This is a genomic window from Brevundimonas vancanneytii (assembly GCF_901421975.1).
In the GTDB taxonomy this organism is placed as follows: domain Bacteria; phylum Pseudomonadota; class Alphaproteobacteria; order Caulobacterales; family Caulobacteraceae; genus Brevundimonas; species Brevundimonas diminuta.
Map to the genome: position 1 here is coordinate 273417 of NZ_LR588407.1, position 22591 is coordinate 296007.

Here is a 22591-nt window from a genome sequence, read left to right on the forward strand (position 1 = left end):
GCCATGCGCGTCGCCCTCCTCTCCGCCGCCGCCTTGTCCCTGACTCTGTCTTTGGCCCTGGCCGCCTGCTCGCAGCCCGCTGAAAAGGCGCCCGCGCCCGCTAAGGTCGAGCCGCGCGCCCTGGCGGGCGTCGATCTGGACCAGCCGGTGCGCGTGCTGGGAACCGAGCCCTTCTGGGCGGTGGAGATCAAGCCGGACGGCCTGACCTATTCCGGCGTCGACCGGGCCGAGCAGAAGGCCGCCAATCCCGGTCCGAGCTTGCAGGGCACGGTCGCCAGCTGGACCGCCAAGACCGAGGCCGGAACGGATCTGACCGTCACCCTGACGGCGACGGACTGCTCGGACGGCATGAGCGACCGCACTTACCCCCTGACCGCCAAGGTCGAGATCGGGGATGAGACCCTGACCGGCTGCGCCGCCGCCACGGCCGCCATCGAGAGGGCCGGGGAGAGCGGCCGCGTAGAGTAAGGCGAAGCTGGCGCCCGGCTTGCATTGAGCGCTGTTATGCGGCCGGGCTGTCCCCGGTCGGTTCACCGGCCAGGATGGTCCCATGACGCCCGTAGCGACGCCGATCGACATCCGTCCCCTGACTTCGCTCAGGTTCCTCGCGGCCCTGTGGGTCGTGGTCTATCTGATGTGGCCCAATCTGGCGGTCGGCGGCATGCCCGCCCTGGCCGCCAAGGGCTACCTGGGGGTCGAGCTCTTCTTCGTCCTGTCGGGCTTCATCCTCAGCCACGTCTATCTGCAAGCGTTCGGCGAGAAACGCTTCGGCTACAGGGGCTTCCTGTGGGCGCGCATCGCGCGGGTCTATCCGCTGCACCTGTTGACCCTCTTCGGCGTCATGGCCCTGGGGTTGGCGGCGACGGCGGCGGGTATGGCGATCGACGCCAGCATCCTCAGCTGGAAGACGCTGCTGCCCAACCTGCTGATGGTCCACGCCTGGGGGTTTGCGGGCGAGGCAGGCTGGAACCACCCGTCCTGGTCGATCTCGGCCGAGTGGTTCGCCTATCTGGCCTTTCCCGTCTTCGCCGCCGCAGCGTGGAAGTTGCGGAACCGGCCGTGGTTGGCGACAGGGGCGGCGGCGCTGTTCCTTGCCGCCCTCTATGTCGGTTTTGAGCGCGTCGCCGGCTATCGCCTGACCGAGGCGACCTTCAAATGGGGCGCGCTGCGGATCGTGCCCTGCTTCGCCTACGGCTGCGCCCTCTACCTGGTTTATCGCCGGGCGCCCTTGCCGCGCGCGGGCCTGCTGGCCCTGGCGGCGGCGGTCGTGATGGCGCTCAGCGCCTCGCTGATGAGCTGGGACGGGATCACCGTCCTGTCCGGCGGCCTGCTGATCCTGGCCTTGGCTAGCATTCCGGCGAACAAGGCGGGCGTTCTCGGCTCCGCGCCCGCAGTCTATCTCGGCGAGATCAGCTATGCGGTCTATATGCTGTGCGCCCCGTGGCAGATCCTGGCGGTCAATGTCGCGGCGCGCCTGACCGGAGCGGAAGACAAGCAGCTTCCTCTCGTATTGTGGCTGGCGGTCATCGCGGGCTTGATTGTCGCGGCGGCGATTGTTCACCAGCTGATCGAGCGCCCGGCCCGTCGTTTCCTGCGTGGATGGGCGGCGAAGCGGCGATCATCTGTGGATCAGCCGGGGAAACAGTCGGAAACAGTTCTTCAACATTCTGACCCTATCGTCTAAGGCTTGTCCGCGTTCAGTCGGGAGCACGCCAGATGATGAAACGGCTCACAGCCGCCGCCCTTGCGGCGACCCTTGGCTTCTTCGCCTTCAGCACGACCCCGGCTCAGGCCGGCGACCCCTATTGGCAGTGCGTGACCTTCGCGCGCATGTTCTCGGGGATTCAGATCTTCGGCGACGCCTGGACCTGGTGGCGTCAGGCCGTCAGCAAGTTCCGCACCGGCGACGCGCCTGAGACCGGCTCGGTGCTGGTGTTCCAGCCCCACGGCCGCATGAGCGCCGGCCACGTCGCCGTCGTCTCCGACGTCCTGACCGACCGCGTGATCCGCGTCACTCACGCCAATTGGGGCGGCAGCCGCGGCAAGGTCGAGGAAAACGTCACCGTCGTCGACGTCTCGTCCTCGGGCGACTGGAGCCGGGTGAAGGTCTGGTACAACCCGATCAACGATCTGGGCACGACCGTCTATCCGACCTACGGCTTCATCTACAACAACGCCCGCGACGCCTTCGCCAACGGCCGTCAGATGGCCGCCAACGCCGTCGCCGACGACCGCGCCGCCAACTAGTTTCTCAAGTCAAAAAGGGTCTGGCCCCGCCCGGCTGATCGGGCGATAGCTGGCGCATGACCGAAGCAAACGACATCCGCGGACACGCGATCGAGACGGCCAAGCATGAGCCGCAGGGCGTGACCTACGCCGGCTATCTGGCGCTCGACGACATCCTGTCCGCCCAGAAGCCGCGCTCCGACCAGCATGACGAAATGCTGTTCGTCATCATCCACCAGACCAAGGAACTGTGGCTCAAGCAGATCCTGCACGAGGTGGCGCTGGCGCAGACGCTGGTGCGCGCGGGCGATCTTGTGCCCGCCTACAAGAGCCTGGCCCGCGTCAGCCGCATCCAGTCGGTGATGACCCAGAGCTGGGACATCCTGGCCACCATGACGCCCGCCGACTACCTGAAGTTCCGCGGCGACCTGGGCGCCAGTTCGGGCTTCCAGAGCGACCAGTTCCGTCGCCTGGAGACCATGCTGGGCCTGAAGGATCCGCGCTTCCTGCGCTTCCACGCCGAACGCCCGGACGCCCATGCGGCGCTGCAGGCGGCGCTGGAGGCGCCCAGCCTCTACGACGACGCCCTGCTCCAGCTGGCCAAGGCGGGCCTGCCGGTGCCGGAGGCCGTGCTCAACCGCGACGTCAGCCAGTCCTATGAGGCGAACGAGGGCGTCGAGGCCGCCTGGCTGGAGGTCTATCGCGACACCGAGCGCTGGTGGCCGCTGTACCAACTGGCCGAAAAGCTGGTCGATCTGGACGACGCCCTGCTGACGTGGCGGCACAAGCATGTGGTTACGGTCGAGCGCATCATCGGCCGTCGCCAGGGCACGGGCGGCACCGACGGCGTCGGCTATCTGGTCGAGACGCTGAAGCGCCGCTGCTTCCCCGAGCTGTGGTCGCTGCGCACCAAGCTGTGACGCTGGAAACCTTCGCCGCTGGCAGGGGTTTCTCTCTTGAGCAGCAACGGAGGTTTCCGATGAGCGGCAATAGCCACGACATCAAGACCCTCAACGGTTTGGTCGAGGGGCTGGTCGACAGCGCCGACGGCTATCATCAGGCGGCCGTGGAGGCGGCGGACGACGCTTATCGCACCTGGTTCGAGGCGCGGGCGGCCGAGCGGCGTCGCCTAGCCGAGGGGTTCAAGGCGGCGGTGCGCGAACGCGGCGGATCGCCTGAGGAAGACGGCTCCATTCTGGCCAAGGCCCAGCGGGCCTTCATGGATGTGAAGCACGCCCTGCTGCGCAACGACGCCTCAGTGCTCGGTATGGTCGAAAGCGGCGAGGATCAGCTGAAGATGCGCTTTGAGCGCGCGCTGTCGGATGACGCCCTGTCGGCGACGACCAAGGAGACCATCCGCCGCGCCTATGACGAGGTCCGGGCGGGGCGCGGCCAACTGAGCGCCCTGAAACAGGGACTGGCGGGCTAGAGGCGCTCAAGCAGCGAGCCGCCGCGCGGCGAGTGTTTGCGCACTAGAGGTCAGATACTAAAAAGCCCCGGCGTCTCCGCCGGGGCTCTTGATCTTCAGCGCGAAGCCGAAGCCTGAAATCAGGCCTCGTCGCCGGCCTTCTCGGCCGTGCCGGTGGCCGGGACGGCGACCTTGCGGGCCGTCTGGCGCTCGGCGATACGGGCCGACTTACCGCGACGGTCGCGCAGGTAGTACAGCTTGGCGCGACGGACGACGCCGCGACGCTTCACTTCGATGGAGTCGACGTTCGGCGACAGGATCGGGAAGCGACGCTCCACGCCTTCACCGAAGGAAATCTTGCGGACCGTGAAGGTCTCGTTGATGCCGCCGCCGTCACGGGCGATGCAGACGCCTTCGAACGCCTGGATGCGTTCGCGCTCGCCTTCCTTGATGCGCACGTTGACGCGCAGGGTGTCGCCCGGCTGGAATTCGGGGATGGTCTTGCCTTCGAGCAGGCGGGCTTTTTCTTCGGCAGCGAGCTGCTGGACGATGTTCATAGTGTCTCTCCGGAGCTTATTTGCTCTTTAGCTGTAAGTTGGCGAGATGCCGCTCCCAGAGATCCGGGCGCCGCTCCCGCGTGGTCTTTTCCCTTTGCTCCTGGCGCCATTTGGCGATCTTCTTGTGATCGCCTGACAACAGGATCTCGGGGATGTCGTGGCCCTCGAATGTCCGCGGTCGCGTGTACTGCGGATGCTCAAGCAGGTCGTCCTCGAAGCTCTCGGTGGACAGGCTTTCCGCCGCACCCAGAACCCCCGGAACCAACCGGACGCACGCCTCGATCGCCACCATGGCCGCCGCCTCGCCGCCGGCGAGCACCGCGTCCCCGACGGAGACCTCCTCGAACCCCCGGGCGTCGAGCACCCGTTGGTCCACCCCCTCGAAACGGCCGCACAGCACGACGATGCCGTCGGCCTTGGCCCATTCCGTCACTCGCGCCTGCGTCAGGGGTCGACCGCGTGCGCTCATGTACAAAAGCGGCCTAGGCGGGCCTTCCAGGCTGTCGAGAGCCCTGGCCACCACGTCCGCTTTCAGCACTTGACCGGGACCGCCGCCCGCAGGGGTGTCGTCCAGGAAGCCGCGCTTATCTTCGGAAAACGCGCGAATGTCCAGCGTCTGCAAGTCCCACAACCCCTTCTCGCGCCAGGCGGTGCCGATCAGCGACACCCCCAGCGGTCCGGGAAAGGCCTCGGGGAACATGGTCAGGACGGTGGCGGTAAAGGGCATGGGCAGCCTCCTAGCCCTTCTCCCCTCGGGGGAGAAGGTGTCATGCGTCAGCATGACGGATGAGGGGGCGGGCGGATGAAGGCGAGACGTCAGCCGCGCGTGCGCTGAAACCTCCCCCTCATCCGAGCGCCTCCGGCGCCCGCCTTATCCCCCGGAGGGGAGAAGGAAGACTTAGTTGGGCGCGCCGCCGCCCTTGGCGATCCAGGCGTCGACCAGGTCGCCCAGAACGTCTAGCGGCACGGCGCCCGATCCCAGGACCACGGTGTGGAAGTCCTTGATGTCGAAGCGGTCGCCCAGCGCGCCTTGCGCCTTGGCGCGCAGTTCCTCGATCTTCAGCTCGCCGATCTTGTAGCTGGTCGCCTGGCCGGGGTTGGTGATGTAGCGCTCGACCTCCTTCTGGATGTCGCGCTCGGACAGCAGGGAGTTGTGGCGGAAGTAGTCCATCGCCTGCTCACGGCTCCAGCGCTTGGCGTGCAGGCCGGTGTCGGTCACCAGACGCACCGCGCGCCACAGCTCGGTCGAGAGACGGCCGAAGTCGGAATAGGGATCCTGATAGAAGCCCATCTCCTTGCCCAGGCGCTCGGAATACAGACCCCAGCCTTCGGAATAGGCGCCGTAACCGCCGAAGCGGCGGAAGCTGGGCAGGTGCTCCATCTCCTGCGCATAGGCGATCTGGAAGTGGTGGCCCGGCGCGCCCTCGTGATAGCTGATGCCCTCGATCTGGGGCTTCAGCACCTGGGTCATGTCCGACAGGTTGACGTAGTAGATGCCGGGGCGCGAGCCGTCCGGTGCAGGCGAGTTGTAGAAGGCGATGGAGGCCGTCGCCTCACGGAACGGCTCGACCGCGCGGACCTCCAGCGGGGCCTTGGGCAGGTTGGAGAACCACTGCGGCGCTACGGCCATGACCTGGGCCACAAAGGCGCGGGCGTCGGTCAGATAGGCTTCCTTGCCTTCCGGCGTGTTCGGATACTGGAACTGCGGATCGGTTTTCAGGAAGGCGAAGAAGTCCTGCAGCGAGCCGGTGAAGCCGACCTGGGTCTTGATCGTCTCCATGTCGCGCTGGATGCGGGCGACCTCGTCCAGGCCGATTTGGTGAATCTGGTCGGCGGTCAGGTCGGTGGTGGTCGAGAGCTGCAGGCGCGCGTTGTAATAGGCCTCGCCCTGCGGCAGGCGCCAGACGCCCGCGTCGCTGTCGGCCTGGGTCTGCACCTGGCCGAGCGCCGCCAGAACCGTGTCGAAGCCGCGCTTGTAGGGGCCGGTCAGGGCCGTGCGGGCCGAGGCCAGCAGGCGGTCCTTGGTCGCTTGATCGGCGTCCAAGGCGGCGATCTTCTTCTGGAAGTCGGCCCAGACCGGGTTGTCGGCGGCGCCGTCGAACGGGGCGCCGGCGATCACCGCGCGGGTGTTATCGATCGAGGGCTCGAAGACGAAGCGCGGCGAGACCACGCCCTTGCCGGCGCGCGCCGTCAGGGTGTCGGCCACCTGGCCCATATAGCGTTCGGCGGCGTTCAGACGGGCGACATAGGCCTCGGCGTCCGCAACGCTTGAGATGCGGTGGTTGTTGATCAGGAAGACCGGCAGGCTGGTGGTCGGGTTGCCGTTGGCGGCGAACTGGAAGCCCCAGTCGCGCCACTGGTTCGACAGGCGCGCCTGCTGCACCCCGTGTTCAAACAGGCGCCAGGACAGGCGGCTCTGCTCGCTCAGCTTCGTCGGGTCGAACTCGGCCTTCATCTGCGCCAGCTGGGCTTCCTGCAGGGCCAGGGAGCGTTCGGCGGCGGCGTCGGAGACGTCGTCCAGCTTGTCATAGTCGGTCTTGCGGCCCAGCGAGGTCATGCGCTGGGGGCTCAGCGCCACGCGCGCCTCGAAGGCCTGTTCGAAGAAGGCGTTGAGCCGGGCGTCCTCGCTTTGGGCCTGGGCGGTTGTCGAGGCCGGCGCGGCCCCCTCTGCCATGGCGGCGGGCGCGGCGGCGCAGAGCGCCAGGACGGCGGCGGATGAAATCAGAAGACGACGCATGAGAAAGACCCCCCTCGGTACAACAAGGGCGGCACTGTTCCCCGAAGCGCCGCCGCAGGCAAGCCGCGGCGGCCAGGGTTCTGTTGCGATCAGGCGCCGCGCAGGTCGGTGATCGTGCGGCCCGGCGCGATCTGTTCGGCGTCGGTGATCAGGTGGACCAGGGCGGGACGACCGCTCGCCGCCGCCTCGCGCGCCGCCGCCAGGGCCGCCGGGAAGCCGCCGGTCGTCTCGCAGCGCACGGCGAAGGCGCCGAAGGCCTCGGCGAACTTCACGAAGTCGGGGTTCTTCAGCTCCGTGGCGATGACGCGGGTCGGGTATTCCCGCTCCTGGTGCATGCGGATGGTGCCGAAGGTTCCGTTGTCCACGACCACGACAATGACGCCCAGCCCGTACTGGGCGGCGGTCGCCATCTCATTGGCGCTCATCATGAAGTCGCCGTCGCCGGCGATACAGACCACTTCGCGCGACGGATGGACCGCCTTGGCCCCCAGCGCGGCGGGGTAGCCATAGCCCATGGCGCCAGAGGTCGGGGCCAGCTGGGTGCGGCGGGCCTGGTGGCGGTGGAAGCGGTGCAGCCAGGCGGCGAAGTTCCCCGCGCCGTTGGTCAGGATGGCGTCCTCGGGCAGGGCCTGCGCCAGATGGGCGATGACCTCGCTCATATTGACCGCGCTCTTGACCTCGATGGGCGAGGAGAAGGCGAGGAAGTCGGCATGGGCCGTCGCGCCCTGTTCGGTCCAGACGCGGCCCGGCTCGACGGTCGACAGCGCCAGGGCCGCCAGCGAATTGTCCGCCGCCGCCGACAGGGCGGGCGCCCAGACGCGGCCCAGCTCTTCGGGGCCCGGATGGATGTGGATCAGGGTTTCGGCCGTCTTCGTCCGGTCCAGCAGGGTGTAGCCCTGGGTCGGGTTCTCGCCCATGCGCGCGCCGATCACCAGCAGCAGGTCGGCGTCCTTGACCCGCGCCACCAGCTTGGGGTTGGGCCCCAGGCCGAGGTCGCCGGCATAGCCGGGGTGGTCGTTGCGGATCAGATCCTTGCGGCGGAAGGACAGGGCGACCGGCAGGCCCAGGCGTTCGGCCCAGCCGGAGATCGCGTCCGTCGCCTCATCGCTCCAGCCGGAGCCGCCCAAGATCAGCATCGGGCGTTCGGCGCGCGACAGGCGCTCGCGCACCTGTTCGACGAAGGCCGGGTCCAGGGCCGCCCTGGCCGGGACGACGGGGCGGATGGGCGAGGGGCCGCCGTCCTCGTGCAGGATATTCTCGGGCAGGGCGACGACCACCGGGCCCATGCGGCCTTGCTGGGCCGTGGCGAAGGCGCGCTCGACCACTTCCACCGTGCGCTCCGGACTCTCGATCTCGGTCGCCCACTTGGCCAGACCGCCGAACACTTCGCGGTAGTCGACTTCCTGAAAGGCGCCGCGGCCGCGGTCGGTCAGGGCGATCTGGCCGACGAACAGGATCATCGGCGTCGAATCCTGGTGCGCCGTGTGCACGCCGATCGAGGCGTGGGTGGCGCCCGGTCCGCGCGTGACCATGCAGACGCCGGGGCGTCCGGTCAGCTTGCCGTAGGCTTCGGCCATGTTGGCGGCGCCCGCCTCGTGGCGGCAGACGATGACCTCGATCTGGTCTCGCACGTCGGCCAGGGCGTCGAGCACGGCGAGATAGCTCTCGCCCGGCACGCAGAAGACCTTGTCGACCCCGTTCATCACCAGGGTTTCGACCAAACGGCGGGCGGCGGTTCCGGAAGCTTGCGTCATGCTTTCGCCGTTAGCAGATTGAAGGATGAATTGGCCATGCAACCTTATGGTCAAGCTTCACGTTGAAGCGCCAAATCGATTCATGGGGATGTCATCATGCGCAAGCTCATCGTTCTCGGCGTCATCGCCGCCGCCCTGACCACCGCCGCCTGCAACACGGTGTCGGGCATCGGCCGCGACTTGTCCGCCGCCGGTCAGGCCGTCACCTCGGGCTCGGAGCGCGCCAAGAGCTGACGTCAGGCGAAGGCGCGAGGCGTTGCCTTGTTTTGCCTTTTCGCCACAAATCCGCAGACGAAGTCCGTCATTCTGACGGCGCAATCGGAGGAATTGAGATGGGACTTCTGGACAATATCCTGGGCGGCCTCGGCGATGACGCCGCCGGCGGCCTGGCCGACCTGCTGAAGGGGCAGGGCGGCGTGGCGGGCCTGGCCGAAAAGTTCGGTCAGAACGGCCTGGGCGACGTGGCGGCCTCGTGGATCGGCAAGGGCGGCAACGCCGCGATCTCGCCGGAACAGATCGCCGCCGTCATCGGCTCGGGCCCGATCGCCGACTTCGCACAGAAGCTGGGCATTTCGCCGGAACAGGCCAGCGAGACCCTGGCGGGCCTGCTGCCGGAAGCGGTCGATCGCCTGACGCCGGGCGGCTCCGTCGACGGCGCCGACGACATGCTGGGCGGCCTGCTCGACAACCTGCCGGGCGGCCTCGGCGGCGCGCTGGGCGGCCTGTTCAAGCGCTAAGGCTTGGCGCTAGGCTTCGGCCTCATAGGTGACGCCCGTCAGATAAAGCCCGTCTGACGGCGCCACCGGGCCGCACCGCGCGCGGTCCCTGGCTTCGAGCGCATCGGCCAGGTCGGCAGGGCGCCAGCGACCCAGGCCGACCTCGGCGATGCTGCCCGCCATCGAGCGCACCTGCCGATGCAGGAAGCTGCGCGCCTCGAACACCAGATGCACCTCTTCGCCGACGCGGGAGACGCGGGCCACGTCCAGCGTCTTGATCGGACTGGCCGACTGACAGGCGGCGTCGCGGAAGGTGGTGAAGTCGTGCAGGCCGATCAGGTGCTGCGCGGCGGCGTGCATGGCCTCCGCGTCCAGCGGCTTCCTGACGTGCCAGACCCGGCCTCGATCCAGCGCCGGACGGCCGGGCCGGTTCAGGATGCGATACAGGTATTTGCGCCCATTGGCGGTGAAGCGGGCGTGCCAGTCGTCGCTGACCGGCGTGCAGTCCAGCACCGCCACGGCCTCCTTCACCAGATGGGCGTTCAGGGCGTTCATCACCGTCTGCGCCGGCCAGTCGCGCTCCAGATCGACATGGCAGGTCTGGCCCGTGGCGTGGACGCCTGTGTCGGTGCGCCCGGCGGCGGCGATCCGCACGGCCTGGCCGCTGAAGGCGGTGATCGCCGTCTCGATGGCGCCCTGCACGGTCGGCTGGCCGAGCTGGGCCTGAAAGCCGTTGTAGGCCGAGCCGTCGTATTCAACCGTGAAACGATACCGGGGCATTAGCCTTGGGGGCCGCGATCAGAAGGCTCCGCCTTCTCGACCCGACGCGGCCCGTCCAGCATGGCGCCGGCTGGAACCGGAAAGCCCCGCAGCATCTCGTCGGCCGGTTGCGCCGCCTTGCCGGGGCGCTGCACGCGGGTCAGGCGCACGGCGCCGGTTCCGCAGGCGATCGTCAGGGCGTCGTCCAGCACCTGACCGGGCGTCCCCTGTCCTTCAGCCAGAACCGACATCAGGGCCTTGATGCGGACGGACTCGCCGTCGACCTCGATCTCGAACCAGGCGCCGGGGAAGGGCGACAGGCCGCGGATGTGGGCGTCCACCTCTGCGGCCGGGCGGGTCCAGTCGATACGCGCCTCAGCCGAAGTGATCTTCTTGGCGTAGGTCGGCTCGCCCGCCTGCTGCGTCTCGGTGAAGCCGCCGCGCTCGATGGCGGCCAGGGCGCGGGGCCACAGGGCGGCGCCGACATGGGCCATGCGGTCGCCCAGAGAGGCGGCCGTGTCGTCGGCGTGGATGTCCATCAGTTCGGACAGGATGATGGCGCCTTCGTCCAACCCCTCGCTCATCCGCATGATCTGGGCGCCGGTCTGGCGGTCCCCGGCCATGATGGCGCGCTGGATCGGGGCGGCCCCGCGCCAGCGGGGCAGCAGCGAGCCGTGCAGGTTGAAGCAGCCCAGACGCGGCGCCTCCAGCACTTCAGGCTTCAGGATCTGGCCGTAGGCGACGACGCAGGCGGCGTCGAGGTCAAGGCTCTTGAAGACGTCGATGGCTTCCGGCGACTTCATGCTGTCGGGCGTGAAGACCGGCAGGCCCATGGCCTCGGCGAAGGCGTGAACGGGCGACGGCGTCAGCTTCTGGCCCCGGCCCTTGGGGCGCGGCGGTTGCGAATAGACGGCGACGATCTCGTGCCCCGAGGCGATCAGCTCGGCCAGGGACGGCACGGCGAAGTCGGGGGTTCCCATGAAGGCTAGGCGCATGGGCAGGCCTTTAGACCGTGGGGCCGATTACATCCAGCGGGTATAGACGCCGCCGCCTTCGTCCCACTCGCCGCCCGCGTCCAGGGCGTCGTCGAAATCGAGCAGACGATCGATGACCAGACCGGCCACCACGCCGACGGCGGCGACGGCCAGCAAGGTCGCGACGCTGGCGACGCCGACCTTTTCGTTGCGGGTCAGGCGGCGACGGCCGCGCTGGTCGATGATGCGGGTCTTGCGAGCCATCAGGCGGCCATCCTCGCGTGTTTCTTGACCTTGGAGACCGCCCGGTCGCGACGCAGGCGCGACAGGTGGTCGATGAACAGGACGCCGTTCAGGTGGTCCAGCTCGTGCTGGAAGCAGACGGCGTACAGGCCCTCGATCTCTTCCTCGATCGTCTCGCCCTGATAGTTCATGTAGCGCACGCGCACGCGGGCGGGGCGCTCGACCGAGTCGTAATAGGTCGGCACCGACAGGCAGCCTTCCTCGTAGGAGAACATCTCTTCGGACGACCACAGGATTTCCGGGTTGACGAAGAAGCGCGGGTTGCGGCGCTCCAGCGCCTCTTCCTCGGTTTCGGGCTCGTCCGCCTTGCCCTCGACCGGCTTGTCGCCCAGGTCCATGACGACCACGCGGGTCAACTCGCCGATCTGGGGCGCGGCCAGGCCGATGCCCGGCGCGTCGTACATCGTCTCCAGCATGTCATCCATGAGGGCGCGCACGGCGTCGCTGACGCCGCCCTCGACGGGCGCGGCGACGGTCTTCAGGATCGCCAGATCGGCGGCGTTATCGATAGTCAGGATACGACGAATGGCCATGCGGGGGAGGTAGGGCCGCCGCCCCCGAACGTCAAGAATTACCGACCGTAGCGCTCGGACTTCTCGGCCGGCTTCAGGCGGGCGGCACTTCGCGCGGCTTGCGCTCCTGGTCGATGGCCACATAGGTGAAGACGCCCTCGGTCACGCGGACCGATTGGGCCTCGGCCTGGCCGCGGGCGCGCTTCCACGCCTCGACATGGACGCGGATCGACGTGCGGCCCGTGCGGATGATCTTGGCGTAGATGGAGACTTCGTCGCCGACCGACACCGGCTGGTGGAAGACCATGCCGTCGAGGGCCACGGTGGCGCAGCGGCCGCCCGCGCGCTCGAACGCCGGGGTCGCCCCGGCCAGGTCCATCTGCGCCAGCAGCCAGCCGCCGAAGATGTCGCCTTCCGGATTGGTGTCGGCGGGCATGGCGATGACGCGGCCGACGGGCTGGCCCTCGGGCAGGGTGGCGGCGGTTTTGTCGACGTCGGACACGGATGACCTCTTGGGCGGCTCTATCGAGGTCGGTTCATGCGCTGGTGCGCGGTCAGGTGCAAGTCGTTCTCGATAGCCTAGTTTGGGACGGCCGCTTTCAGCCTTGTCACGGCGCGGACCAGTTCGGCTTCGTCCAGGCTGGCGAAACCGATGCGGAAGGCGTTGCGGCCTAGGCCGGGCTGGAGTTGAAGCTGGCCGCCGTGCGTCAGGATCAGGCCGGATCGCTCGGCCTCGGCGGCCCAGGCGGCGGCGTCGATGTCCGGGTTCACGCGCAGCCACAGCGCCAGCCCGCCCGCCGGCTTGTCGAAGGCGACCGCATCGCCCAGCCGGGCGGCGATCTCGGCGCACAATAGATCGCGGCGCTGTTCATAGATCTTGCGCGCCTTGCGGGCGTGGCGGCCCAACTCTCCGTCGTCGATCAGCCGCGCCAGCGCCCGTTCCAGCGGCAGGTCGCCCTGACGGTCGATGGCCTCGCGTCGCGCGGTCATGGCCTGGATCAGGTCCGGCGCGCCTGTCGCATAGCCGATGCGGACCACGGGCGAGAGCAGCTTGGACACCGAACCGATATGGATGATGCGGTTCCCGTCCTGGCCCTGGCTCCTGCCTAGGGCGCGGGCGGCCAGGGGCAGGACCGGGCGGCCCTCGAAGCGGTATTCATGGTCATAGTCGTCCTCGATCAGGATCAGGCCGTGGCGACGCGCCATCTCCAGCAGGCGCAGACGTCGTCCGGCGCCCAGGGTGACGGTGGTCGGGAACTGATGATGGGGCGTGACATAAACGGCGCGGATGGTCGGGTCGCGGGCGAGCAGCGCCTCCAGACGCTCGACGTCCAGGCCTTGAGCATCGACCGGGGCGCTGACCACCCTGGCGCCGGCCGCGCGAAACGCCTTCCACGCCAGCGGATAGCCGGGATCTTCAACGGCGACGGCGTCGCCAGGATTCAGGACGGCGGCCGCCAGAAACAGGGCCATCTGGCTGCCGCGCGTGACCAGGATGTCGTCTGCGCCGATCGTCAGGCCGCGCTCGGTCGACAGATAGCGGGCCAACGCCGTTCGCAGCGAGGGCGCGCCGCGCGGGTCGCCGTATCCGGGCAGCGACTTCAGTTCGGCGCCGGTCAGCGAGCGGCGGAAGGCCCTGGCCAGCTCCAGCCCCGGCATCAGGCGCGCATCGGGGGCCCCGTCCGAGAACTGCATCGGCGGCGGCGCGGGCCGGGTCTGCGGCAGGGGCGAAGCGAGGCGCGCGGCGGCGGGCCGGACGCCCCAGTTCTGCGTGCCCAGATCGGGCAGGTCGCGGGCGACGAAGGTGCCGCGCGACGCCTCGGCGGTCAGCCAGCCCTGCAGCACCAACTCCTGATAGGCGGCGTCGACGGTGTTGCGATGGATGCCCAGGGCGCTGGCCAGGGCGCGGGTGCCGGGCAGGCGGTCGCCGGGCTTCAGCCGACCGCGCTCGATCTCACGGATCACCGACCCCGCCAGATTGATGAACAGGGGCCGGGCGGGGTCTTCGATCAGTTCAATGACGACGGCGCTGCGTCCCATGATCCGGCCTACCAGGTTTCAGGAAAGCGGCTCTTATGACAGGGCCGATAGGCCGGGTATCCCACGCGCATTCCCAGGCAGCAACACCGCTGCGGGAACAGAAACAAGGGATAGGGTCATGGCCGAGAAAGCCGTTTTCTATCACGCAGGCTGCACCGTCTGCGTCGACGCCGAGCAGCGCTTCGCCGGCGCGCTGAATCCTGCGGCCTATGAGGTCGAGGTCGTTCATCTGGGCGAGACGCCTCAGCGTCTGGACGAGGCCGAGGCGGCGGGCGTGAAGTCCGTTCCGGCCATCGTCCTCGGCGACGCCGTCTATCACATCAACCATGGCGCGGACCTTTCCGCCCTGCGTTGATGCTGTTCGATCCGGCTTCTGTCCCCCGAAGCCGGATTGCTTGGCGGGTCGGCGATCCCTCCTCACCGGCCGACCCGCCGCTTTTTCTTGTCTGACGGAGACAGCATGACTTCCGACCTGGCGACGCGGGTTCTGGACCCGCAACTGGCCCAAGCCCTGATGCTGGAGCGCCAGCGCCAGCAGGACAGCATCGAGCTGATCGCGTCCGAGAACATCGTCAGCGCCGCCGTGCGCCAGGCGCAGGGCTCCGTCCTGACCAACAAATACGCCGAGGGCTATCCCGGCCGCCGCTACTACGGCGGGTGCGAGGCGGTCGACATCGCCGAGAAGCTGGCCATCGAGCGCGCCTGCACCCTGTTCGACACGGCCTACGCCAACGTCCAGCCGCACTCGGGCGTCAACGCCAACCTGGCCGTGCTGTTCGCCCTCATCAAACCGGGCGACCGCATCATGGGGCTGGATCTGGCCTGCGGCGGCCACCTGACGCACGGCTCGCCGGTCAGCCTGTCGGGCCAGTGGTTCGAGGTCAGCGCCTATCGGGTGCGCGAAGACGACGACCTGATCGACTATGACGACATGGAGCAGCGCGTCCTTCAGGACCGGCCGCGCCTGATCTATGCGGGCGGCTCGGCCTATCCACGCCGCATCGACTTCGCCCGGATGCGCCAGATCGCGGATAAGGTCGGCGCCTATCTGGTGGCCGACGTGGCCCACTACGCCGGGCTGATTGCGGCGGGCCTCTATCCCAATCCGACGCCGCACGCCCATGTCACCACCTCGACCACGCACAAGACCCTGCGCGGACCGCGCGGCGGCCTGATCCTGTGCAACGATCCTGAGCTGGCGCGGCGCATCGACAAGGCGGTCTTCCCCGGCACCCAGGGCGGGCCGCTGATGCACGTCATCGCGGGCAAGGCGGCGGCCTTCCACGAGGCGCTGCAACCGGACTTTGTCGAATACTCCAAGACGGTGATCGAGAACGCCCGCGTGCTGGGCCAGACGCTGGCGGACGGTGGCCTGCGCCTCGTGTCGGGCGGGACGGACTGCCACTTGGTGTTGGTCGACCTGCGTCCCTTCGGCCTGACCGGCAAGGCGGCGGTCGAGGCGCTGGAGGATCACGGCCTGATCGCCAACAAGAACTCGGTCCCCTATGACACGGCCTCGCCCATGGTGACGTCGGGGCTGCGGCTGGGCTCGCCGTCCTCGACCTCGCGCGGGTTCGACGCCGAGGCGTTCCGCACGGTCGGCGGCATGATCCTGACCATCCTCAAGGGTCTGCGCGACGGCGATCTCGACAGCGCGGCGGTGAAGGCGCAGGGAAGAGAACTGACGCGGGCCTATCCGATCGCCGGACCGGCGCTGACGCCCGCTTAAGGAGGTTCCGAACGCGCGTGCGGGTCATCTCGATTCAAAGCCAGGTCGTCTACGGCCACGTCGGCAACAGCGCGGCGGTCCAGCCGATGCAGGCCATGGGGCTGGAGGTGGCGGCGGTGCCGACCACCCTGCTGTCCAACCACCCGCACTATCCCACCATGCGCGGCCGGATTCTGGAGACGGCACTGGTCGCTGACCTGCTGCTGGGGGTCGAGGAGCGCGACCTGCCGATGACGGCCGGGGCGGTGGTCACGGGCTATATGGGCTCGGCCGCCAATGCGGCGGCGACGGCGGGTTTCCTGCGGCGCTGGAAGGCGAGGAACCCGGCCCTGCTGCACATCTGCGACCCGGTGATCGGCGACGATGATCTGGGCGTCTTCGTCGCGGATGGCCTGATCGAACAGTTCCGCGATGAACTGACGCCGATGGCCGACATCATCACCCCCAACCAGTTCGAAATGGGCCGACTGGTCGGCGAACGGCCCGATACGGTCGAGGGCGTGATCGAGGCGGCGCGCATCTTGAACGCGCGCGGCACGGGGCGAACGGTGGTGACGGGCTGCGTCCTGACCGACACGGCGGCGGGCGAGGTCGAGACGGTGGCGATCGAGGGCGGCGTCGCCCATCGCACCTCCATCCCCCGCATCCCGATCCGGCCCAGCGGCACGGGCGACCTGTTCACCGCCTATCTGACCGGCTGGCTGATGCGCGGCGAAGGACTGGCCGAGGCCGCCGCTCGCGCCACCGCCGGGGTCCAGACCGTTCTGCTGCGGACCCAGGCGGCGGGCGCCTTCGAGATGCGCCTGACCGAGAGCTGAAAGCCCTCAGCCGAAGCCGGCGACGGCGGCGATCACCCGGTCCTGCACGGTCTCGTCCAGATAGGCGCTCATCGGCAGGCTGATGACCCGTTCCGCCTTGGCCTCGGTCACGGCCAGACCGCCGGGGCCGACCGGGTGCTGGCGATAGGCGGGCTGGCGGTGCAGGGGGATCGGATAATAGACGGCGGTCGGCACGCCCTCAGCCTTCAGATGGGCGGCCAGGGCGTCGCGGTCGTCATGCTCGACGGTGAACTGGGCCCAGACCGAACGGCCGCCGGGAATGACCGCCGGCGTCGCCGCCACATGACCGGCCAGCCCCTGCACATAGCGGTCGGCAATGCGGTTGCGGCGCTCGATCTCGTCCGGGAAGATCTTCAGCTTCTCCAGCAGGACGGCGGCCTGCAGCGTGTCCAGCCGCCCGTTCATGCCCAGGCGCGGGTTTAGATATTTGGGGTCGTGATTGAAGCCCTGCGCCGCCGCATCCGCCGCCGTCGCCTGACCGTGGACGCGTAAGGACACGAGGTGATCCATCAGCGCGTCGTCCTTCATCAGCACCGCCCCGCCGTCGCCATAGGCACCCAGAGGCTTGGCCGGGAAAAAGCTCAACGTCGTGGCGTCGGCCCAATGGATCGGGTGCCGACCGTTCAGGGTGCAGCCGAACCCCTGCGCCGAATCCGCGATCAGCTTCAGCCCGTGTTTCTGCGCGATGTCCGACAGGACGGGATAGTCGGCGGGCTGGCCGAACAGGTCCACGGCGATGACGGCGCGGGGCGTCAGCACGCCTTCGCGCTCGACCGCCTCGACGGCGGCGCGCAGGTGGTCGGGGTCGATTGTCCAGGTGTCGGGGCGGATGTCGACGAAGACGGGCGTGGCGCCCGCCAGCGCCACCACCTCGGCCGTGGCGGCGAAGGTGAAGGCGGGGCAGAAGACGGCGTCGCCCGGCCCCACGCCCCACGCCATCATCAACAGCACCAGCGCATCCGTCCCGTTGGAGCAGGACAGGGCGTGCGGCGCCTGGCCGAAGTCGCACAGGGCCTGTTCAAAGGCGCCGACCGCCGGACCCATGATGTACTGGCCGCTGGCCGCAATCTCCATCAGGGCGGCGTCGATGGTCGCGCCGATGCGGCGGCGCTGGCTGAGAAGATCGATGAAGGGAATGGACACGCGGTTACTCCGGGGAGGGGAGGAAAATTAGGCCAGACCGGGCCAGTAGTGGGCGTTCGGCGTCGGGCGCGGGCCGAAGATGGCCTGTCCGACCCGCACCACGGTCGCGCCTTCGCGCACGGCCAGTTCGTAGTCGCCGGTCATGCCCATCGACAGGCCGGTGATGCGCGCATCGATGCGCTCGGCCCTGTCGCGCAGGGACCGCAACAGGGTGAAGCAGGGCCGCACCCGGTCGGTATCGTCGCTGAACACCGCCAGCGTCATCAGCCCCTGCGGCTTCAGCCGGGGGAAGGCTTCCAGCCGTTCGATGAAGTCCAGCGCGTCGTCGGGATGCAGGCCGAACTTGCTCTCCTCGCCCGAGGTGTTGACCTGGACATAGACCTTCATGTCGCGCCCGTCGGTCTCCAGCCGCTTGTTCAGAACCTCGGCCAGCTTGAGGCTGTCCAGCGCATGAAACTCGTCGGCCAGACGGGTCAGGTATTTGACCTTGTTCGATTGCAGGTGGCCGACGACGTGCCAGCGCATCGACAGGTCGGCCATGGCCTGGGCCTTGTCGCGGGCCTCCTGCAGCTTGTTCTCGCCGAAGTCGGTGACGCCCGCGGCCCAGGCCAGACGAAGAATCTCGGCCGGAACCGTCTTGGTGATGGGCAGCAGACGCACGCTGTCGATCGGCCGCCCGACTTGTTCGCAGGCGGCGGCGATGCGGCGATGGACCAGCGCCAGATTGGCGGCGAACCGCTCGCGCGGATCAGACCCGAAGCGTTCGAGGTTTTCAGGCGAAAGGGTCACGAAACATACTCCCGACACAGGCGACGGCCCAGCCGCGCGATGACTTCATAGTCGATGGTCGCGCCTTCCAGCGCCAGTTGCTCCGGCGGGCGGTTCGGGCCCAGAAGTTCCACCTGATCGCCAGCCTTCAGCGCATCGGGCGGCAGGGCGCTGATATCCACGACCAGACTGTCCATCGAGATGCGCCCGACGAAAGGCAGCAACCGCCCCTCGAATGCGGCGGCGCCGCTCGCCGACAACTGACGCGGCCAGCCGTCGGCATAGCCCACGCTGATGGTCGCCAGACGCATTCCCTTCGCCGCCGTGACGGCCCAGCCGTAGCCGACGCCCGCGCCCGCGGGCACGGCGCGGGTCTGGATAACGCGGCCCGTCACCTCGACCACCGGCTGCATGGCCTTGGCCGAGGGCGAGGCGTGCAGACCGAACAGGGCCGCCCCGACCCGGCACAGGTCATAGTGATAGTCTTGGCCCAGCCAGCACCCGGCCGAGTTGGCCAGCGAACGCGCAACGCCCGGCGGCGCGTGGGCCAGTATGCGCTCGAAGGCCTGACGCTGGCGCGCATTGCCCGCGTGGCCGGGCGTGTCGGCGACGGCCAGGTGGCTGAGTATCAGGCGCGGTTCGATCCAGCGGATCGGGCCGTCCGGGTCGAAGGCGAAGGCGGCGTCCTCGGGCGGCAGGCCCAGCCGCGACATGCCGGTGTCGAACTGGATCGCCGCCGCCAGCGGCCGCCCGACGGCCCGGCCCAGACGCGCCCAGCCCTCCATCTGCTCGCGGCTGTTCAGCACCGGGATCGCTCCGGCGGCGAGGGCGGCGTATTCGGCGCCCGGCGCCAGACCGTTCAGCACGAACAGTTCGGCGTCGGCGGGCAGGACGCGGCGCAGGTCCACCGCCTCGAATAGATGGGCGACGAAGAAGGCCCGGCATCCGGCGTCATAGAGGGCGGGCGCGATGCGGGCCGCGCCCAGACCATAGGCGTCGGCCTTGACCACGGCGGCGCAGGTTGCGGGCGCGACCTGGTCGCACATGGCGCGATAGTTGGCGGCGACGGCGCGTAAGGAAACGCGAATCCGGCCGCCGCCGTGGTCGGATCGGCGGCCCGGCTGATCGGTCGGAAACAGGGCGAGGGCAGGCAAGGGACAGAAGCTTTCACGGCGTCGGCTGACCGCCGACCTCCGCACCCTAGGCCGTCGCGTCCCGGCCATTCCCCGCCACGTCGGCGCAGATCGTCAGACCGCTTTGTAAGCGTCGATCACGCGGGGAAGATTTTCGCCAGCCGATCGACGGCGGCGTCGATCTCGGCTGGGGTCGAGGCGGCGAAGCCCATCAGCCAGCCGGGGCGGCCCGCGCCCGCGTCGTGCAGGGGCGTCAGGCCGGTCAGGTGAACGCCGACGCGCCGGGCCGCGCGCACCGTCTCGGCCTCGTCGAACCCGTCCTTCAGGAAGCAGGGCATTTGCAGCCCGCCGGCGGGTCGGTCGGGCGTGACGACGTGGGGCAGGCGCGCCCTCACCGCCGCCTCCAGAGCATCCAGCCGTTCCGCATAGACGCCGCGCATGGTGCGGACATAGGCGCCGAACCGGCCGTCCTCGATGAAGCGGGCCAGCGTCAGTTGCGCCACCGAAGCGGTGAAGCCGTCCATCAGGCTGCGCGCCGCGACCATCGGCTCGACCAGCGGGCGCGGCAGGATCAGATAGGCCAGCCTCAGACCCGGAAACAGCGACTTGGTGAAGGTGCCCAGATACAGGGTCCGGTCGTGCGGGTCCAAGCCCTGAACGCAGGCCGTCGGCCGCCCGGCGTAGTGGAACTCGCTGTCGTAATCGTCTTCCAGAATCCAGGCGTCATGCTCGGCCGCCCACTGGATCAGGGCCAGCCGTCGGTCCAGCGACAGGGTGCGGCCGGTCGGAAACTGGTGCGAGGGGGTGACGAAGACCGCCCGCCCGTCCTCACGTCGGGCCAGCAGGTCGTCGGTGCGCAGCCCCTGTGCGTCGACCGCCACGGGCAGGCGTTTCAGCCCCGCCGCGTCCAGCGCCTTGGCGGCGCCTTGATAGGCCGGGTCTTCGATGAAGACGCCGTCGCCGGGATCGGCCAGCACCCGCGCGCACAGGGACAGGGCCTGCTGCGAACTGGTCAGGATCAGGATCTGGTCGGGATCGGCGCGCGCCCCGCGCTCAAGGTTCACATAGCCGGCGATGGCGCGGCGCAGGCGCGGATGGCCCTGCGGGTCGCCGTGGTGCAGGGCGGCGGCGCCCTCCTCGCGCAGGGTCAGGCGATGCAGCCGGTCCCACTGGGCGAAGGGAAACAGCCGCGTCTCCGGCACGCCGGGCGAGAAGGCCAGCGGAGCATAGGGATCGCGCAGACCTCCGCTGTCGGCCATCGCCTGCCCGCGCTTGCTGAGCGTCGGCGCCGTCGCCGGTAGCAGGGCCGGGCGGCGGCCCGCCGGGCGCAGCACCCCGCGCTTCAGACCCAGTTCGGTCAGCTCGCAGACGAAGCTGCCGCTGCCGACGCGCCGCTCGATGAAGCCCTCGGCGTGAAGCTGAGCATAGGCCGTCTCGACCGTGTCGCGCGACACGCCCAGCGACCGGGCCAGCGTCCGCGACGAGGGCAGGGGCCGCCCTGCCGTCAGCGACCGCTCGACGATCAACTGGCGCACGGCGCGCTGGATGCGGGCGTGCAGGGGCAGGCCGGACTGGGCCGGGTGGTCCATGAAGGCCTGGACGGATTCCAGCTGGGCGCGCTTCAGCAATGGTCTGCAGGTTCTTTCCAAAGTGGCTGGAATGATCCGGCCAATATAGCGTTAGGTGTCACGCCCCCGGCGGGATGGCAATATCGCCGCCCGTCCTGTGATGGGATGTGATGTCATGGGCGCTTTCGACTTCGCCGACTTCTTCAGCCGCGATCTGGATGATCTGAAGCAGGAGGGCCGGTATCGCGTCTTCGCCGATCTGGAGCGGCTGTCGAAGGGCGCGCCCTACGCCTGGGATCATCGGCGCGAGCGGACCATCACCATCTGGTGCTCGAACGACTATCTGTCGATGGGCGTCCACCCCGAGGTGGTCGAGGCGGCGCAAGCCGCGATCCGTACTTATGGCGCAGGCGCGGGCGGCACGCGCAACATCTCGGGCACCAGCCACGAACACGTCCTGCTGGAGCGCGATCTGGCCGATCTGCACGGCAAGGAGGCGGCGCTGCTGTTCACCTCCGGCTATGCGGCCAATGACGCGGCCCTGTCGACGCTGGCCTCGCGCCTGCCGGGGGCGGTGATCTTTTCCGACGCCCTGAACCACGCCTCCATGATCGAGGGCATGCGGCGCTCGGGCGTGGAGAAGCACATTTTCGCCCACAACGACTGGCGCGATCTGGACCGGCTGATGAGCGGGGTCTGCCGCTATCGGCCCAAGCTGGTCTGTTTCGAGAGCTGCTATTCGATGGACGGCGATTTCGCCCCCATCGCCGCGATCTGCGACGTGGCCGAAAAGCACGGCGCTTTCACTTATCTGGACGAGGTTCACGCCGTGGGCCTGTACGGCGCGCGCGGCGCGGGCGTGGCCGAGCGCGACGGCCAGTCGCACCGCATCAGCATGATTCAGGGCACCCTCAGCAAGGGGTTTGGCGCCATGGGCGGCTATGTGGCGGGCGATGCGGCGGCGGTGGACTTCGTGCGCAGCCACGCGCCGGGCTTCATCTTCAGCACGGCCCTGCCGCCCTCGGTCGTGGCCGGGGTGCGGGCGGCGCTGCGACATTTGAAAGCCGACGGCGCGCCGCGTCGGACGCTGGCCGCGCGCGCCGCCTCGATCAAGGCGGGGATGCAGCGGCTGGGTCTGCCGGTCCTGCCCAGCCCCAGCCATATCCTGCCGGTGATGATCGGCGACGCGGCCACGGCGCGGGCGGTGACGGACGCCCTGATGGATGAGCACGGCGTCTATATCCAGCCGGTCAACTTCCCCACCGTGCCGCGCGGGACCGAGCGGCTGCGCGTCACGCCGACGCCGCTGCACAACGACGACGACGAGGAGCATCTGCTGGAGGCTCTGGCCGCCGTCTGGGCCGACAACGCCGACTGGCGCCGGTTCGCGGCCCTGGGGCGGCTCCAGTTGGAAGCGGCCTGAGC

At 68.9% G+C, this 22591-nt stretch carries 25 protein-coding genes; 11 read left to right on the forward strand and 14 right to left on the reverse strand.

What is annotated here, in order from left to right; all coding sequences use genetic code 11:
• Window positions 1-3: 3 nt before the first annotated feature.
• The 5 genes from FGL25_RS01355 (at window position 4) to FGL25_RS01375 (ending at window position 3655) form a co-directional block, all read left to right on the forward strand.
• Window positions 4-468, forward strand: coding sequence for a COG3650 family protein (locus FGL25_RS01355; protein ID WP_040346237.1), 465 nt, complete (start codon window positions 4-6; stop codon window positions 466-468).
• A gap of 82 nt (window positions 469-550) precedes the next feature.
• On the forward strand, window positions 551-1684 hold the full coding sequence (locus FGL25_RS01360) for an acyltransferase family protein (RefSeq protein WP_088410522.1): 1134 nt from the start codon (window positions 551-553) through the stop codon (window positions 1682-1684).
• 32 nt (window positions 1685-1716) lie between these two features.
• The gene (locus FGL25_RS01365; RefSeq protein ID WP_046652349.1) at window positions 1717-2247 is read left to right on the forward strand and encodes a CHAP domain-containing protein; all 531 of its coding nucleotides are present in this window, start codon (window positions 1717-1719) and stop codon (window positions 2245-2247) included.
• A gap of 56 nt (window positions 2248-2303) precedes the next feature.
• A complete protein-coding gene (locus FGL25_RS01370) occupies window positions 2304-3146 on the forward strand; it encodes a tryptophan 2,3-dioxygenase (protein WP_252969947.1) in 843 nt (280 codons plus the stop codon).
• A 59-nt stretch (window positions 3147-3205) separates the two neighbouring features.
• Window positions 3206-3655, forward strand: a complete 450-nt coding sequence (locus FGL25_RS01375) for a PA2169 family four-helix-bundle protein (protein ID WP_046652346.1) — start codon at window positions 3206-3208, stop codon at window positions 3653-3655.
• 119 nt (window positions 3656-3774) lie between these two features.
• On the opposite strand, the gene rplS is transcribed toward FGL25_RS01375, so the two are convergent.
• The 4 genes from rplS to FGL25_RS01395 form a co-directional block, all read right to left on the reverse strand.
• The gene (gene rplS / locus FGL25_RS01380; protein ID WP_003166211.1) at window positions 3775-4191 is read right to left on the reverse strand and encodes a 50S ribosomal protein L19; all 417 of its coding nucleotides are present in this window, start codon (window positions 4189-4191) and stop codon (window positions 3775-3777) included.
• 16 nt (window positions 4192-4207) lie between these two features.
• Window positions 4208-4918 carry a tRNA (guanosine(37)-N1)-methyltransferase TrmD gene (gene trmD, locus FGL25_RS01385; protein ID WP_138140739.1) on the reverse strand — a complete coding sequence of 237 codons (711 nt, stop codon included), beginning with the start codon at window positions 4916-4918 and terminating at the stop codon, window positions 4208-4210.
• A gap of 171 nt (window positions 4919-5089) precedes the next feature.
• Window positions 5090-6928 (reverse strand): DUF885 domain-containing protein, encoded by a 1839-nt coding sequence (locus FGL25_RS01390; protein WP_138140740.1) that lies wholly within the window; start codon window positions 6926-6928, stop codon window positions 5090-5092.
• Between the two features lie 89 nt (window positions 6929-7017).
• The gene (locus FGL25_RS01395; RefSeq protein ID WP_138140741.1) at window positions 7018-8682 is read right to left on the reverse strand and encodes a thiamine pyrophosphate-binding protein; all 1665 of its coding nucleotides are present in this window, start codon (window positions 8680-8682) and stop codon (window positions 7018-7020) included.
• Between the two features lie 96 nt (window positions 8683-8778).
• Here FGL25_RS01395 and FGL25_RS01400 point away from each other — a divergent pair, with 96 nt between their 5' ends.
• On the forward strand, window positions 8779-8916 hold the full coding sequence (locus tag FGL25_RS01400) for an entericidin A/B family lipoprotein (RefSeq protein ID WP_003166208.1): 138 nt from the start codon (window positions 8779-8781) through the stop codon (window positions 8914-8916).
• 32 nt (window positions 8917-8948) lie between these two features.
• The gene (locus FGL25_RS01405; protein ID WP_223850615.1) at window positions 8949-9419 is read left to right on the forward strand and encodes a YidB family protein; all 471 of its coding nucleotides are present in this window, start codon (window positions 8949-8951) and stop codon (window positions 9417-9419) included.
• Between the two features lie 9 nt (window positions 9420-9428).
• Here FGL25_RS01405 and truA read toward each other — a convergent pair whose 3' ends face one another.
• From truA to pdxR (FGL25_RS01435), 6 genes are all read right to left on the reverse strand, one after another.
• Complete coding sequence (gene truA / locus FGL25_RS01410; RefSeq protein WP_138140742.1) at window positions 9429-10178, reverse strand: tRNA pseudouridine(38-40) synthase TruA; 750 nt, start codon at window positions 10176-10178, stop codon at window positions 9429-9431.
• Complete coding sequence (gene fmt / locus FGL25_RS01415; RefSeq protein WP_138140743.1) at window positions 10178-11152, reverse strand: methionyl-tRNA formyltransferase; 975 nt, start codon at window positions 11150-11152, stop codon at window positions 10178-10180. The genes truA and fmt overlap by 1 nt, the downstream gene beginning before the upstream one ends.
• 27 nt (window positions 11153-11179) lie before the next feature.
• The gene (locus FGL25_RS01420; RefSeq protein WP_003166203.1) at window positions 11180-11395 is read right to left on the reverse strand and encodes a hypothetical protein; all 216 of its coding nucleotides are present in this window, start codon (window positions 11393-11395) and stop codon (window positions 11180-11182) included.
• On the reverse strand, window positions 11395-11967 hold the full coding sequence (def, locus tag FGL25_RS01425; protein WP_128718891.1) for a peptide deformylase: 573 nt from the start codon (window positions 11965-11967) through the stop codon (window positions 11395-11397). The genes FGL25_RS01420 and def overlap by 1 nt, the downstream gene beginning before the upstream one ends.
• 73 nt (window positions 11968-12040) lie before the next feature.
• On the reverse strand, window positions 12041-12448 hold the full coding sequence (locus FGL25_RS01430) for an acyl-CoA thioesterase (RefSeq protein ID WP_003166199.1): 408 nt from the start codon (window positions 12446-12448) through the stop codon (window positions 12041-12043).
• 77 nt (window positions 12449-12525) lie between these two features.
• Window positions 12526-13986, reverse strand: coding sequence for a MocR-like pyridoxine biosynthesis transcription factor PdxR (gene pdxR / locus FGL25_RS01435; protein ID WP_138140744.1), 1461 nt, complete (start codon window positions 13984-13986; stop codon window positions 12526-12528).
• Between the two features lie 118 nt (window positions 13987-14104).
• On the opposite strand from pdxR (FGL25_RS01435), the gene FGL25_RS01440 reads away from it, so the two are divergent.
• The 3 genes from FGL25_RS01440 (at window position 14105) to pdxY (ending at window position 16533) form a co-directional block, all read left to right on the forward strand.
• Window positions 14105-14341 (forward strand): hypothetical protein, encoded by a 237-nt coding sequence (locus tag FGL25_RS01440; protein ID WP_003166197.1) that lies wholly within the window; start codon window positions 14105-14107, stop codon window positions 14339-14341.
• 105 nt (window positions 14342-14446) lie between these two features.
• Entirely contained in the window at window positions 14447-15715 is a 1269-nt protein-coding gene (gene glyA, locus FGL25_RS01445) for a serine hydroxymethyltransferase (protein ID WP_138140745.1), read from the forward strand.
• Between the two features lie 17 nt (window positions 15716-15732).
• Window positions 15733-16533, forward strand: a complete 801-nt coding sequence (gene pdxY / locus FGL25_RS01450) for a pyridoxal kinase (RefSeq protein ID WP_138140746.1) — start codon at window positions 15733-15735, stop codon at window positions 16531-16533.
• Between the two features lie 6 nt (window positions 16534-16539).
• On the opposite strand, the gene FGL25_RS01455 is transcribed toward pdxY, so the two are convergent.
• The 4 genes from FGL25_RS01455 to pdxR (FGL25_RS01470) all read right to left on the reverse strand — a co-directional run bounded on the left by FGL25_RS01455 (window position 16540) and on the right by pdxR (FGL25_RS01470) (window position 21226).
• Window positions 16540-17697, reverse strand: coding sequence for a DegT/DnrJ/EryC1/StrS family aminotransferase (locus tag FGL25_RS01455; RefSeq protein ID WP_138140747.1), 1158 nt, complete (start codon window positions 17695-17697; stop codon window positions 16540-16542).
• Between the two features lie 27 nt (window positions 17698-17724).
• Window positions 17725-18486: a YggS family pyridoxal phosphate-dependent enzyme gene (locus tag FGL25_RS01460; RefSeq protein ID WP_138140748.1), complete on the reverse strand. Its 762-nt coding sequence runs from the start codon at window positions 18484-18486 to the stop codon at window positions 17725-17727.
• Window positions 18483-19619, reverse strand: a complete 1137-nt coding sequence (alr, locus tag FGL25_RS01465; RefSeq protein WP_252969948.1) for an alanine racemase — start codon at window positions 19617-19619, stop codon at window positions 18483-18485. Before alr ends, FGL25_RS01460 begins: the two co-directional genes overlap by 4 nt.
• Before the next feature lie 116 nt (window positions 19620-19735).
• Entirely contained in the window at window positions 19736-21226 is a 1491-nt protein-coding gene (gene pdxR, locus FGL25_RS01470) for a MocR-like pyridoxine biosynthesis transcription factor PdxR (protein ID WP_138140750.1), read from the reverse strand.
• Between the two features lie 115 nt (window positions 21227-21341).
• Here pdxR (FGL25_RS01470) and hemA point away from each other — a divergent pair, with 115 nt between their 5' ends.
• Entirely contained in the window at window positions 21342-22589 is a 1248-nt protein-coding gene (gene hemA / locus FGL25_RS01475; RefSeq protein ID WP_138140751.1) for a 5-aminolevulinate synthase, read from the forward strand.
• Window positions 22590-22591: the final 2 nt, after the last annotated feature.